This window comes from Euzebya pacifica (genome assembly GCF_003344865.1).
In the GTDB taxonomy this organism is placed as follows: domain Bacteria; phylum Actinomycetota; class Nitriliruptoria; order Euzebyales; family Euzebyaceae; genus Euzebya; species Euzebya pacifica.
In genome coordinates this window covers 4,519,552-4,532,339 of the sequence record NZ_CP031165.1, presented here as the reverse complement: position 1 = coordinate 4,532,339, position 12,788 = coordinate 4,519,552, and the positions used below count along the sequence as shown (strand labels likewise).

12 protein-coding genes and 1 tRNA gene are annotated in these 12,788 nt (G+C 70.8%); 8 read left to right on the top strand and 5 right to left on the bottom strand.

Annotation, left to right across the window (positions count from 1 at the left end; genetic code table 11):
• Nucleotides 1–3 precede the first annotated feature (3 nt).
• The 4 genes from DVS28_RS19400 to DVS28_RS19385 are packed head-to-tail and all read left to right on the top strand — an operon-like array spanning nt 4 to nt 2,626.
• Nucleotides 4–591, top strand: a complete 588-nt coding sequence (locus tag DVS28_RS19400; RefSeq protein WP_114592941.1) for a septum formation initiator family protein — start codon at nt 4–6, stop codon at nt 589–591.
• Complete coding sequence (locus DVS28_RS19395) at nt 579–1,019, top strand: GNAT family N-acetyltransferase (protein WP_174236215.1); 441 nt, start codon at nt 579–581, stop codon at nt 1,017–1,019. Before DVS28_RS19400 ends, DVS28_RS19395 begins: the two co-directional genes overlap by 13 nt.
• Before the next feature lie 42 nt (nt 1,020–1,061).
• Nucleotides 1,062–1,658 carry a DUF501 domain-containing protein gene (locus DVS28_RS19390; RefSeq protein WP_114592940.1) on the top strand — a complete coding sequence of 199 codons (597 nt, stop codon included), beginning with the start codon at nt 1,062–1,064 and terminating at the stop codon, nt 1,656–1,658.
• Nucleotides 1,655–2,626 carry a Ppx/GppA phosphatase family protein gene (locus tag DVS28_RS19385; RefSeq protein ID WP_216826155.1) on the top strand — a complete coding sequence of 324 codons (972 nt, stop codon included), beginning with the start codon at nt 1,655–1,657 and terminating at the stop codon, nt 2,624–2,626. Before DVS28_RS19390 ends, DVS28_RS19385 begins: the two co-directional genes overlap by 4 nt.
• A gap of 290 nt (nt 2,627–2,916) precedes the next feature.
• Here DVS28_RS19385 and DVS28_RS19380 read toward each other — a convergent pair whose 3' ends face one another.
• Nucleotides 2,917–4,659: a nitrite/sulfite reductase gene (locus DVS28_RS19380; protein WP_114592939.1), complete on the bottom strand. Its 1,743-nt coding sequence runs from the start codon at nt 4,657–4,659 to the stop codon at nt 2,917–2,919.
• A 243-nt stretch (nt 4,660–4,902) separates the two neighbouring features.
• Between DVS28_RS19380 and DVS28_RS19375 the strand changes: the two genes are divergently transcribed.
• Nucleotides 4,903–6,201, top strand: a complete 1,299-nt coding sequence (locus DVS28_RS19375) for an NUDIX domain-containing protein (RefSeq protein ID WP_114592938.1) — start codon at nt 4,903–4,905, stop codon at nt 6,199–6,201.
• Between the two features lie 12 nt (nt 6,202–6,213).
• Here DVS28_RS19375 and DVS28_RS19370 read toward each other — a convergent pair whose 3' ends face one another.
• The 4 genes from DVS28_RS19370 to DVS28_RS19355 all read right to left on the bottom strand — a co-directional run bounded on the left by DVS28_RS19370 (nt 6,214) and on the right by DVS28_RS19355 (nt 10,316).
• Nucleotides 6,214–6,636 (bottom strand): response regulator, encoded by a 423-nt coding sequence (locus DVS28_RS19370; RefSeq protein ID WP_114592937.1) that lies wholly within the window; start codon nt 6,634–6,636, stop codon nt 6,214–6,216.
• Between the two features lie 5 nt (nt 6,637–6,641).
• Nucleotides 6,642–8,390, bottom strand: coding sequence for a sensor histidine kinase (locus tag DVS28_RS19365; RefSeq protein ID WP_114592936.1), 1,749 nt, complete (start codon nt 8,388–8,390; stop codon nt 6,642–6,644).
• Between the two features lie 111 nt (nt 8,391–8,501).
• A tRNA-Leu gene (locus DVS28_RS19360) sits at nt 8,502–8,575 on the bottom strand.
• A gap of 10 nt (nt 8,576–8,585) precedes the next feature.
• Nucleotides 8,586–10,316 carry an acyl-CoA dehydrogenase family protein gene (locus tag DVS28_RS19355; protein WP_114592935.1) on the bottom strand — a complete coding sequence of 577 codons (1,731 nt, stop codon included), beginning with the start codon at nt 10,314–10,316 and terminating at the stop codon, nt 8,586–8,588.
• A gap of 91 nt (nt 10,317–10,407) precedes the next feature.
• Between DVS28_RS19355 and DVS28_RS19350 the strand changes: the two genes are divergently transcribed.
• From DVS28_RS19350 to DVS28_RS19340, 3 genes are all read left to right on the top strand, one after another.
• Complete coding sequence (locus DVS28_RS19350) at nt 10,408–11,559, top strand: NYN domain-containing protein (protein WP_114592934.1); 1,152 nt, start codon at nt 10,408–10,410, stop codon at nt 11,557–11,559.
• Nucleotides 11,560–11,650: 91 nt separating this feature from the next.
• Entirely contained in the window at nt 11,651–12,289 is a 639-nt protein-coding gene (locus DVS28_RS19345) for a response regulator (RefSeq protein WP_114592933.1), read from the top strand.
• Nucleotides 12,290–12,445: 156 nt separating this feature from the next.
• The gene (locus DVS28_RS19340; RefSeq protein ID WP_108667885.1) at nt 12,446–12,784 is read left to right on the top strand and encodes a P-II family nitrogen regulator; all 339 of its coding nucleotides are present in this window, start codon (nt 12,446–12,448) and stop codon (nt 12,782–12,784) included.
• The last annotated feature ends 4 nt before the right edge of the window (nt 12,785–12,788 follow it).

Sequence of the window (12,788 nt, the reverse complement as noted above, 5' to 3'; positions counted from 1 at the left end):
CACATGGCAGAGCCCGCCCGATCCCGCTCCACCGGCCGGTCCCAGCGACCGGCCGGTCGTCGCGCGCCCGCATCCGGCAAGGCAGCGGCCAAGCGGAAGGCCCCGGCCAAGGGCCGAGCGTCGGCCAAGCGGACGGCCCCGGCGAAGGGCCGGGCGAAGGGCGGGGCGAAGGGCCGGGCGTCGGCCAAGCGCACGGCGCCGGCCAAGCGTCCGGTGGCCCAGCGGCGGCCGACGCTGCGCCTGGCGCTGGGCGGGCTGGTGGCCATCGTCGTCCTGCTGGGCGCGATGGCGGTGGGGCCCTACGCCGACTACACGGCCGCCCGCGGACGCGTGGACACCCTCACCGACGAACAGCTCGGCCTGCTCGAGGCGGTCGACTCCCTGGAGTCCGAGCGCACCCGGCTGGAGGACCCCGTGTCGCTGGAGGAGGAAGCCCGCAGCCAGCTCGGCATGACCCGCCCCGGGGAGATCCCCTACATCGTGGTCAACCCACCGACCGAACCGCCGGTCGAGCCCGACGCGCCAGCCGTTGCCCCGGAGCCTCCGCTGATCGAGCGCGTGCTCGAGACCGTGAGCGCGTGGTTCCGCTGACCGTCGTCGAGCGGTCCTTCGACCAGCTCGACGCGGCGTCGCTGCTGGCCGTCCTGCGCCTGCGCATCGACGTGTTCGTGGTCGAGCAGGCCTGCGCCTATCCCGAGGTGGACGGCCGCGACGACCAACCCGGCACCAGACACCTGTGGCTGGCCGACCCCGATGGCCGCATCGCCTCCTACCTGCGCGTGCTCGACGACGGCGACGTGCAGCGGATCGGTCGGGTCGTGACCGCCCCATGGGCACGCGGCCGGGGCCTCGCCGGCAGGCTGCTCGTGGAGACCCTCCGCCGCCACCCGCGCGAGACGGTGCTGGACGCCCAGTCCCACCTGACGGCGTTCTATGCCGCCCACGGCTTCGAGGTCGACGGCCCGGAGTTCGTCGAGGACGGCATCCCGCACGTCCCCATGCGTCGACCGGCCACCTGAGCCCGGAGGGCCCCTGTCGGGTGGGCAGGCACACTGGCAGGCATGGAGCCCACCGACCCCGTCCCGGACCTGCCGTCACCCACCGTCGACGCGCTGACCGTCGCCGCTGACGCCTCCTACGAGGCCCAGGCCGCACGGCCGCTGATGGACGCCGACGACCGTGCCCTGGGTGAGCAGATGATCGGCCGTCCGCTGCGTGGCCGTTCGGCGGCCGCGGTGCGCTGCGGGTGGGGACTCCCGGCGGTCATGCGGGTCGACCCCGTCCTCGCGACCGGCACCCCGTTCCCCACGGTGTTCTGGCTGGCCTGCCCGTTGGCCAGCTCGCGTATCGGCACCATCGAGGGGTCCGGCGTGATGGCCGACCTGAACGGCCGCCTCGCCGACGACGAGGACCTGCGCGAGGAGTACGCCGCCGCTGGCGGACGCTACGTCGCCTTCCGCAACGCGCTGGGCGAACGCGTCCCGAGCGACCCGGCGGCCGGCGGGATGCCCGAGCGGGTCAAGTGCCTGCACAGCCTCTACGGCCACCACTTGGCGACCGACGACAACCCGATCGGCGCGTGGGTCGCCGGCCAGCTCGAGCCGATGGGTTGTCCCAAGCCCTGCGCGACGCTGCCCGACGAGCACCCGGCGGAGTGAGCCCCCTGTCCGGCGAGCGGGCCGGGGACGACCGCGCCGGGGACGACCGCGCTGGAGACGTCGTCGCTGCCGTCGACATCGGGACCAACTCCGTCCGGTTGCTCGCTGCCCGGCCCACCGCGGACGGGGGCATGGAGCCCCTCGACCGGCAGCTGCGCATCACCCGGCTGGGCGCCGGGGTGGACCGCACCGGCCAGCTGGACCCGGCCGCCGTGGACCGCACGATCGCGGCGCTGGCGGACTACCACGACCGCTGGGTGGCCCTCGGGGCGATGCGGGTCCGCATCACCGCCACGTCGGCCGTGCGTGATGCCTCCAACGCCGGGCAGTTCCGCGACGCCGTGGTCGCCACCACCGGCGTGGCACCGGAGGTCCTCAGCGGGGACCAGGAAGCCGCGCTGGCCTTCGACGGTGCCGTCTCGGGCTTGGGTGACGTCGAGGGGCCGGTGGTCGTCCTCGACATCGGCGGCGGCTCGACCGAGCTCGTCCGTGGCACCGACCACGTCCTGGCCTCGACGTCTCGCCAGCTGGGCTCGGTCCGGCTGACCGAACGGCACCTGCACGACGACCCGCCCTCCCCCTCACAGGTCCAGGCGGCCCGCGCGACGGTCGCCGAGCAGATGGAGGAGGTCGCGCGGTTGGTCGCCCCACAGCCGGGCGACGTGCTGGTCGGCACGGCCGGCACCGTGACCACCCTGGCCGCGGTGCACCTGGGGCTGGGGGAGTGGCGTGACGGGGCCGTCCACGGCGTTCGCCTGTCTGCCGCCACCGTGGCCGACCTGGCCCTGCGGCTGTGCGCCATGCCGACGGCCGAGCGCGTGTCCCGGCTGCGGGTCGAACCGGGCCGAGCCGACGTCATCGCCGCCGGCGCCCTGATCCTGGACGGGGTCCTCGACCGGTTCGGGTTCGCCGAGGTCGTCGTCAGCGAAACCGACATCCTCGACGGCATCGCCCGCTCCCTGTACTAGGCGTGTCGGGTATTCACGACGGGCGGCCCCTTTTCCGACACGGTCGGGGTCGGGGTGGTCGGGCCTGACCGACGCGTGTCGGGCAATCACGACGGGTGGCCCGTTTTCCGACACGCACCTGTTGACGCCAAGACCGAAGCGACCTCCTGCCTGGTGGGGCGGGAGGTCGATTCGGGACTGGTCTCTCGTTGCCGGTCACAACGAGAGGTGTTCGGCTGTGTGACGGTTTTCTTCGGAATCTTTTCGGCGTCCGTCCGGCGAGCCCCCTCAGGCTCGCCGTAGCGGCTGGATCAGGCGCACTCGCCCTCGCCGATCTGGACCGAGAACCGCTCGGAGTTGCCGAAGTCGGTGTAGAAGTCCGGGTCCTCCTCCAGCGTCGGCATGGCGTCGAACTCCTTCAGCGTGGCCTTCAGCGACTTGGGGTCGACCCGGGCGACCCAGTCGGCGAACGCCTCGCCGAGGTCGCGTTCGCCGGCGTAGCGCTCCAGCAGCAGGACCGCGACGTCCGGCGCCTTCTTCGCGGGGACCTTGGCCACGTAGTGCCCGAACTTGGCCCCACCGTCGCCCACCCGGGCACCGACGTAGACGCGGTAGCCGGGGGCCTCGTTGCCGTCGGGGTCACGCCGCGACATGCCCGAGAAGCCCAGGTCCGCCGTCGTGTGCTGGCCGCAGGCGTTGGGGCAACCGGAGATGTTGATGCGCAGGTTCTCGATCTCGTGCAGGCCGTTGGCCTCCAGGGCGTCGGTCACCGCACCGGCCAGCCCACGGGAGGCGGTGACGGCCAGGTTGCACGTCTCCGCACCGGGGCACGAGACGACGTCGCCGGACTTCTCCGCCCGGGCCAGCGCCATGTTCTCCGCCTCGAGCGTCGCCCACAACACCGGCACCTGCGCCGCGGTCAGCCCCACGAACAGCAGGTTCTGGCGGATGGTCGTGCGCACCTGCACGTCCTCGCCCAGCTCGCGCCACACCTTGGCCAGCGCGCGCAGCTGGGCGCTGGTGACGTCGCCGAGGTGGAACGTGGCGTAGGCGCCGTAGGCCACCCCGCCGTTGCCCGCAGGGTGGGCGAAGCTGTTGGTGTCCCGCCAGCGCTCGTAGGCGGCGACCTGGTCGCCGTCCAGCGCGTCGCCCGCCGGGGGGAGGGGCAGGTCGGCCAGCGCCGCGTCGGCGGCCGGCTTGGTCGGGACCTCGAAGGCGGGGTAGGTGTTCTCGCGCTCCAGGCGGATGCGGACGGTCTCGACCTCGGCGCGGAACCGCTCGATGCCCCACTTGTTGAGGAGGAACTTCATGCGGGCACGGACGCGGTTCTTGCGCTCGCCGTGCTCGTCGAAGACCGTCAGGATCGCCTCCACGGTCGGGAGGACCCGCTCCGGCGGGGTGAAGGGTTCGAGCAGGTCGGCCTCGCGAGGGGCGGAACCCAGTCCACCACCGACGAACAGGCGGAAGCCGGGGTTGCCCTCGCCGTCGAGCGCGCCGAGGAAGCCGATGTCGTGGATGCCCAGCTGGGCGTGGTCGCGCGTCGAGCCGTCGAAGGCCATCTTGAACTTGCGCGGCAGCTGCTGGGTCAGCGGGTGACGCAGGAAGTACCGGGTGATTGCCTCGGCGGCGGGGCTGGTGTCGACGACCTCCTCCGGGTCGATGCCGACCAGGTGCGACTGCGTGATCGTCCGGACGCTGTTGCCGCACGCCTCACGGGTGGTCAGGCCGGCGTCGGCCAGGCGACGCATCAGCGCCGGGACCTCGTCGGTCTCCACGAAGTGCACCTGGAAGTTCTGGCGGGTCGTGAGGTGCGCGAACCCGCGGGAGTGGGCCTCGGCGATGTCGGCGACCGCGTCGAGGTGGTCCGGCTCGAGCAGTCCGCCGGGGACCTTGACACGGATCATGTGCGCGTCGGAGTTGCGGATGCCGTAGGTGCCCATGTGCAGGCGCTGGCCGCGGAAGGTCGTGTCGTCGACCTCGCCGCGGCGCCAGGCCTTGATCGTCTCCTCGAACTCGTCGATCTCGGCGTAGTCGGCATAGGTGGCTGCGACCATGGGTGAACTCCTGATCTGGACATCGGGCGGGATACCGGCCCGGTGCGGGCTGCTCGGCGTGCTGCGAGATTAGGCAACGACGACCCCGGCGAGAAGGCCGGATGGCGTTGAGAACAGTGCAAAGGTTGGTGTTTGCAACGTTTGCACCATCCTCTCGAGACCTTCGGTACCAGCCGCAACACACATCGAGGAGCGATTTCCTGTGCTCGTCCGGTTCACCGTCATGCCGATGCGCACCCCCCGATGAGCATGCAGCCGCTGCTGGACGAGCTGCAGCGCGGCCTGGCGACCCTGCCGGCCGACAGCATCGACGCGCCCGTCACGGCACGACGGGGCGCCGTTCTGCTGCTGCTGGAGCCCACCGACGACGACGGTGGAGCCCGCATCCTCTACACGCGTCGGCAGGCACACCTGTCGAGCCACCCCGGCCAGATCAGCTTTCCTGGTGGCCGGGTCGACCCCGGCGAGTCCGTCGTCGACGCAGCCCTGCGGGAGGCCGACGAGGAGGTGGGACTCGATCCCACCTCGGTCGAGGTCGTGGGCCGGTTGCCCGCCTTCTACATCCCCCCGTCACGCTTCTGGATGTCCGCCGTCGTCGGCGTGTGGCGTCGCCCCCATCCGCTGCGGGCGGCCGAGGCCGAGGTGGCGGAGATCCTGCACGTCGACATCTTCTCGCTGCGCGAGGAGGAACGATGGCGTGCCGTCCCGCTCAGCGCGGCGGGGTCGACGTGGGCCTGGCAGCTCAACGACGGCGACCTGCTGTGGGGGGCTACCGCGGTCGTCACGAGCGTGCTGCTCGACCTCGCCCTGCCCGGTTGGAGCAACGGGCGCCGGCCGAACGACCTGGCGGACGATCGGCTCGTGCGACCGTGGGAGACCGTGCCGGTCCCTGGCGCGCCGACGCCGCGTCCTCGACTCGGTGACGTCGCCACCCGCCAGGTGCACACGCCGACAGCGGCATCCGCAGGCACCGACGCACCGACGCACGCCGACCGGCAGGCGTGGGCCGGGGGCGTTGCCGAGGCCGTGCAACGGCTGCTGGTCCAGCTCGAGGGACGTGGCGGGCCGGTAGCAGTCGACGGACCGGTCGTCGTCCTGTGCGGTCCCGGACGGGTCGGTGCCGTGGGGCGGGCCGCCGCGGACATCCTTCGCGCCGGAGGCGAGGACGTCGTGGTCGTCGAGGCCGCTGGTGGGATCGACGGGGTCGACGGCGACACCCTCATCGGGGCCAGCATCATCGTGGATGCCCTCGTCGGCCGAGGGCTGCGGGGGCTACTGGCCGACCCGCTGCTGGGGCTCGTGCGTGCCCTGCGTGACGTGGCGGCCCCGATCGTGGCGGTTGACCTGCCGAGCGGGATCGACCCCGAACGCGGCATGGTGGGGGAGACCGTCAGCGCCGACGTGACCATCACCGCGCCCTTGCTCGTCCCGGGTCACGTGGCCGGCGGGGCGATGCCCTTCGTCGCCGACCTCTACGTGGTCGATCGGGATGGCCTGCGTCGTGCCGAGGTGGTCGATCGCCCGGCGGAATGGGGTGAATGACCCCGCCGGGCGTCAGCGCCTGACGGCGGGATCGGGCAGGTTGGCGGTCTGGGTCCAGTAGTCGGCCAGGTTGGAGAGCCCCTTGGCCTTGTTCACGTAGGAGTTGGCGCCCAGGGCGTAGGCGGCGTTGACGTCCTCCGGCCTGTCGCTGGAGGTCAGCACGACGACCGGCAGCGACTGCAGCATCTCGTCGGCACGGAGCTCCTTGAGGACCGTGAGCCCGTCCTTCCGCGGCATGGACAGGTCCAGCAGGATCAGGTGGGGCAGCTCCCGACCGTCGTACTGACCACGGCCGTGGAGGTAGTCCAGGGCTTCCTGGCCGTCCTGCACCGCAACGACCTCGATCTGCACGCCCTGCACGGCCTGGAGGGCCACGCGGGCCAGGAACAGGTGGTCCTCGTTGTCCTCTGCGATGAGGACTCTGACCAGGCGCATGTGGATCAAGGCTTTCTCTCTTGGCTGGTGGCAAGCGGGCCGGGTGATGGCTGGCCGGGAGGAACCGCCGGGAGGGTGATACGGAAGGTCGTCCCGGAAGTGGAGTCGGCGATCACAATACCGCCTCCGACGTCCTCTGTGATCTTGCGGCACATGGTCAGCCCGATGCCGCTGCCTTTGGTGCGAGCATCGAATCGGTCCAATCGCTGGAAGATCTGGAACACCCGGTCACGGTGCTCGTCGGGAATGCCGACGCCGTCGTCGGCAACCTCGATCGTTGCCATTCCGTCGTCGATCGAAACACAGGTCACCGTCACGTGGAGCGGGCTGCGTCCACCGTGTCGTGCGGCGTTCTCCAGCAGGTTGATGAACAGCTGCCGAGCTCGGACCTCGTTGATCAGGACGTCCGCGTCGCCCGCCACGCGGATGTCCAGGTCGGGAAACCGGGGTACGAGGTCGGTCCGGATGTCCTCGATGAGCGGGGCGATCGCGACCGGCTTGGGGTCGTTGTCGGTCCTGCCGACACGCGAGAGCTGGAGCAGGTCGTCGATCAGGCCCTCCATGTAACGGGCGCTGATGGTGATCCGCTCCAGCGCCATGATCTGGGTGTCGCTGAGTGGGGTCTCGTCGTCGGTGATGAAGTCGAGGAAGCCGAGGACCGTGACCAGCGGATTGCGCAGGTCGTGGCTGACGCCGTAGACCAGCTGCGACAGCTCGGTGTTGGCCCGCTCTGCCTCCCGCAGTGCCAGCTCGCTGGCCTCGAACGCCGAGATCCGGTCCAGCGCCAGGTCGAGGTGGCCGCACAGCTGGCGCAGCAGCACCTCCTCACCCTCGCTGAAGACCGGGGTCAGCCGCGAGCGGTGGACCACGACGGTCGAACGGGACAGCCGCACCTCCAGGCGATCGTCGACCGGGTCGTCGTCACGCTCGCTGGTGCTGCGGGCGAGGACCGCGCCGTCGGCGTCGCGCACCTCGGCCCCGTGGCCACCCACGAGGGCCGCGGCCGCGTCCACGATCGCGTTCGCGGCCTCCGTTGCGCTGGTGGCGGCAACCAACCGGCTCTCGGCCACCCGCAGGGCGGTTTCCTCCTTGGCCCGCCACGAGCGACGGACGAACAGCGGCGGCTCGAAGGCCAGGAGGAACGCGCCGGCGCTGGTCCATCCCAGGACCTGGGTGATGATGTAGGCCGCGTTCTGTCCCTCGGCGTCCCCGAGCACCGAGCCGAGGAGCCCGAGGTTGATCAACAACGCCGCAACCGACATCAGGCGCATGCGGCTCCTGATGATGCCGGGACGGCCACGCCCGGCGCGCCACAGGACCCACGAGACCGAGGCGAGCAGCACGGCCCACCACGACAGCATCACGACCTGAGCGATCTGCTGTGCCGGGGTGAAGTCCCCGTCGGCCGGGAAGGCGGGCATCGCGAAGGTGAGCACGACGATGCCGGCCATGCCGACGTCGGCCAGCGTGCCGGACAGGCGACGGGTCGGCCGCAACGACCGCACGAAGCGGTGCAGCAGGTACGGAAAGCCCAGCAGCCCGACGACGATGACGTCGGTGTAGACCTCCCACGGGCTGAACTGGGGAGACGGGTCGGCTGGCGGAGAGACGAGGGCACCCTGCAGCACCACGCCGCCGAGCACGACGAAGGTCGCGGCCAACCACGCCGACGGCACGGTCCGGCGTCGCCGCCAGAACATCGTCGCGACCACCGCGAGGGTGCCGTACACGACCCAACTGATGGCCTCGGGCATTCGACCTCCTCGTCGTCGCTGGTCCGAGCGTACCCGGGACCCCATCGGCAGGTGGTTCGCCCAGCTTCGCGAGACCGCGAGGACCGTGTGCGCGGGCGGTGGACGGTGGAGTAGGGGTGACGGGGCTCGAACCCGTACTGGACCGGGTTTAAGCCGGTTGCCTCTGCCGGTTGGGCTACACCCCCGTGCCCGTGATCAGGCCGTGCCGCCGATCGTGGCGAGCGGAGCCTGCAGGATGACGTCGGCCTGGCGCAAGCGGGTTGGGTCGGGCGACACGTCCTCGGGACCGCCGAGCTCGCGCCGGACCCAACGGTTGGCGACCGCGGCGGCCGCGTCGTCGTGCTTGGCCAGGCGGTGCGCGGCGTGCTCGAGCAGGAGGGCGGCGGTGTAGACGGTGCCCACCCGCATGGCGAAGGCCCGCATGCCTGCCTCGACGGCATCCTGGCCCGCGTCTGCCCACGCAGCGGCTGCCGCCCCGAGCGACTGGGCCTGCGACGCGACGAGGCGCACCGACTCGGCCAGCTCCGGCACGTCGGCGCCGGCCATCCGCTCGGCCACGTCGGCCAGCAGGGGGGCGAGGGCGTGCTCCCGCACGGCCGCGCGCAGCAGGTCCAGGCTGAGCACGTTGGTGGTGCCCTCCCAGATGGAGAGGACCTGGGCGTTGCGCAGCAGGGCCGGCAGGCCGGTGTTCTCGATGTAGCCGGCGCCACCGAACGCCTCCAGCGCCTCCGACGCGCCGGCCACGGCGTACTTGGCGGTGAACAGCTTCGTGACCGGCATCAGCGCCCGCAGCACCTGCGCGTCGGCTTCGCTGGCCACGCCTGCCTCGACCCGGCCGGTCAGCTCCGACGCCCGGACGACCAGGGCCAGCGTGGCCTCGTAGTCGACCTGCAGCTCGGCAAGCGTCACGCGATGCAGGGGCTGCTCGACCAGGGGCGTGCCGAACACCTCCCGCCTGGTGGCGTAGGACAGGGCCAGCTGTACCGCACGGGCCAGTCCCGACGCCGAGGACATGGCGTTCCACAGCCGGGTGATGCTGAGCATGCCGCTGATCGTCTTCACCCCACGATGGGGTGGGCCGACGGGCGTCGCGTAGGCGCCGTCGAGGTCCAGCTCGGCGGTCGGCAGCGCCTTGGTGCCCAGCTTGTCCTTCAGCCGACGCACACGGATGGTGTCGCCGATCTGACGGCGACCGTCCCGCGGGTCGACCATCTCCACCAGGTACAGGCCGAGTCCGCGGGAGCCAGCCACACCGTTGCCGTCGGCGTCCAGCGTCCGGGCGAGCGCCAGCGCACAGTCAGCCGTCGTCGCGGACGTGAACCACTTCACGCCGGTCAGCGCGTACCCGCCGTCGGGCAGCGGACGGGCGACGGTCTCGGTCCGCCCGACATCGGAGCCGCCTGGCTTCTCCGTCATCCACTGCCCCGACGTCCACGCGTCCGCCGCACGGCTGGTCAGCTTCGGCACGACGCGGTCGCGCAGCTCGGGTTCGGCGCTGTCCAGCAGCACCCGGACGGCGGCGTCGGTCATGGAGACCGGGCAGCTGTAGACCGCCGACGAAGGTCCGTAGAGGTGCTGCACCGCAAGCTGCACGAGCCGTGCGTGCTCGCCGTGGTCGCCTTCGTAGGGGATGGCGGCCAGGCCCAGCCGCGCCTGCTCGCCGTGCAGGGCGGTCCAGGCGTCCGACACGACGATCTGGTCGATCCGACGTCCCCAGGGGTCGTAGTGCTCGACCCGTGGCTGCTCGGACTCGGCACGTTCGCCCAGCGCCTGCAGGCTCGTGGCCGCGGCGACCCCCAGCTCGGCCAGTCCGGGCCCGACCCGGGACAGGACGTCGTCGGGCAGCAGCCGCTCCAGGTGGGCTCGCAGCGCCGGATCGGCGGTCCACGTGTCGGTCAGCTCCGGGGCGTCCTGGAAGAAGTCCATGGGCGAAGCGTAGTGCGCCCCCTGCGACGTGGACACCCAGCGCAACACAGCCAAGCGACGACTCCCGTGTACCGTGCGACACATGAGCTCAATGGATGAGGAACGCATCGCGCTGTTCTTGGACTACGAGAACCTTGCCATCGGTGCGCGCGAAGACCTTCGCGGCATGCAGTTCGCGCTGCGGCCGCTGGCAGACGCCCTGGCCGAACGAGGTCGTGTCGTGGTGCGCCGCGCCTACGCCGACTGGTCGTACTTCGACGAGGATCGACGGATGCTCACCAAGGAGAACGTCGAGCTCATCGAGATCCCCCAGCGGATGGGGGTGGTCCGCAAGAACGCCGCGGACATCAAGATGGCCGTCGATGCGATCGAGCTCGTGTTCGAGCGCGACTACATCACCACGTTCGTCATCTGCACCGGCGACTCCGACTTCACCCCGCTCGTCAACAAGCTCCGCGAGCTGAACAAGCGCGTGATCGGCGTGGGCCTCGAGGCGTCGACCTCCAGGCTCCTGCCGCCGGCGTGTGACGAGTTCATCTTCTACGAGCGCCTCGAGGGCGTGGAGCTGCCCACCAAGAAGAAGCGTGGTGGCGGCAGCAGCGGTGGCGGTGGCGGCGGCCGTGGTCGTGGTGGTCGCGGGCGTGGTGGCGGCGGATCGAGCCGTCCGGCGCCCAAGCAGCCAAAGGACGCCGACCGCGGCGAGCCGGAGACGACCCCGGAGGAACCGGAGGCCGTCGAGGACAGCACCGAGGACGAGGAGGACGAGCCGCCCCGCGACGTCAACAAGCTGGTCACCCAGACCCTGTCGGGCCTGCAGCGCTCCAGCAGCGGCGTGGTCCTGGCCTCCATGCTCAAGCGCGCGATCATCCGCAAGGACCCGACGTTCAGCGAGGCCGACTGGGGCTTCAGGGCCTTCGGCGAGCTGCTGCGCGACCTCGAGTCCAAGGACATCATCGAGCTCAGCACGGGTGCGGCCAAGGGCGACCCCGAGGTCAGCTTCCCCGAGGCGTCGGACTCCGAGGAGGACGCCTTCCGCTTGCTGCACGACGTCGTGGCCGAGGAGGGCAGCGCACCGCTGTCGGGCCTGAAGGACCGGCTGCGCAACCGTCAGGCCGATTTCAGCGAGAAGCGCTTCGGCTTCGGTGGCTTCCTGCAGTTCTGCAAGGCCGCTCGCACCCGCGAGATCATCGAGATGGAGTGGGACGACGAGGCCGACGACTACATGCTGACCCTGCCCAGCTGATGCACACCCGTCCGGTCATCTTCCCGATGAACGCTCCTCGGCATGGTTAAGCTGTCGAACCACTCAACACGCATGAAGGGGAGCTGGTGCCGTGTCTGAACCCATCGGGGTCGTGATCGTCGACGATCACTCGCTGGTGCGCGAAGGACTGCAGAGCCTGCTCTCGCAGTTCTCCGACATCCGCGTGACCGGCGAGGCCGGCACGATCGCAGAGGCCGTGAAGGTCATCGGCGACGTCGAGCCGGACCTCGTGCTGCTGGACCTTCGCCTCGGCGAGGAGGAGGGGGTCGAGGTCGCTCGACAGCTCCGCGCCAGCGGTTCCGACGTCACCATCCTCATGCTGAGCGTCCACGACACCTCCCGTCACCTGCGTGAGGCGTTGGCCGCGGGGGCCGACGGCTACCTGCTGAAGTCCGTGGCCGGTGCCGACCTCGCTGCGGGCATCCGCAACGCCGTTGCGGGCGAGACCGTCATCGGCCAGGAGTTCGTCCCGAAGCTGCTGGAGGACGCACAGCGGGGTGTGCCCATGGGGCAGCCCGACGTCACCAAGCGCGAGCAGGAGGTGCTCGAGCTCGTCGCCGAGGGCATGGCCAACCGCGAGATCGCCGAGAAGCTCGGGATCAGCGCGCGGACCGCCCAGAAGCACCTGGAGAACCTCTTCAAGAAGTTCTCGGTGCACGACCGGACCGAGCTGGTCGCCCACGCCTTCCGGCGTGGACTCCTGGGCTGATCCACCGGTCCGACGAGGTCGCTGGAGTTGCCGTTTCGGCTGCATGGCCCTGCTGTTAACGCCAACGAAACACCGCAAGCACCTCAGTGAAACTCGACTGACACTAGGCTCGACTGACGTTGCGCCGGCCGGACGGCGCCGATACAAGGAGATGCCATGAAGCTGGTCGTCGCAATCGTCAAGCCGTTCAAGGTCGAGGACGTCAAGGAAGCGCTCAGGGACGTGGGTGTCGCTGGCCTGACCGTGTCGGAAGCCAGGGGCTTCGGCCGTCAGCGCGGCCACACCGAGGTCTACCGCGGCGCGGAGTACCAGGTCGACTTCGTGCCGAAGAGCCGTATCGAGGTCATGGTCGACGACGACCAGGTCGACGGCGTCATCGACGCGATCACCAAGTCCGCTCGCACCGGCAAGATCGGTGACGGCAAGATCGCGGTCCTGCCGCTGGAGGACGTCGTGCGGATCCGCACCGGCGAGCAGGGCGCCGAGGCCCTGTAGCCCG

What these genes read in the sequence shown, in the direction of transcription:
- DVS28_RS19400 (WP_114592941.1), top strand. Translation starts at nt 4, where the DNA reads ATGGCAGAGCCCGCCCGATCCCGCTCCACCGGCCGGTCCCAGCGACCG.
- DVS28_RS19390 (WP_114592940.1), top strand. Translation starts at nt 1,062, where the DNA reads ATGGAGCCCACCGACCCCGTCCCGGACCTGCCGTCACCCACCGTCGAC.
- DVS28_RS19380 (WP_114592939.1), bottom strand. Translation starts at nt 4,659, where the DNA reads ATGGTCGCAGCCACCTATGCCGACTACGCCGAGATCGACGAGTTCGAG.
- DVS28_RS19375 (WP_114592938.1), top strand. Translation starts at nt 4,903, where the DNA reads ATGAGCATGCAGCCGCTGCTGGACGAGCTGCAGCGCGGCCTGGCGACC.
- DVS28_RS19370 (WP_114592937.1), bottom strand. Translation starts at nt 6,636, where the DNA reads ATGCGCCTGGTCAGAGTCCTCATCGCAGAGGACAACGAGGACCACCTG.
- DVS28_RS19365 (WP_114592936.1), bottom strand. Translation starts at nt 8,390, where the DNA reads ATGCCCGAGGCCATCAGTTGGGTCGTGTACGGCACCCTCGCGGTGGTC.
- DVS28_RS19355 (WP_114592935.1), bottom strand. Translation starts at nt 10,316, where the DNA reads ATGGACTTCTTCCAGGACGCCCCGGAGCTGACCGACACGTGGACCGCC.
- DVS28_RS19350 (WP_114592934.1), top strand. Translation starts at nt 10,408, where the DNA reads ATGGATGAGGAACGCATCGCGCTGTTCTTGGACTACGAGAACCTTGCC.
- DVS28_RS19340 (WP_108667885.1), top strand. Translation starts at nt 12,446, where the DNA reads ATGAAGCTGGTCGTCGCAATCGTCAAGCCGTTCAAGGTCGAGGACGTC.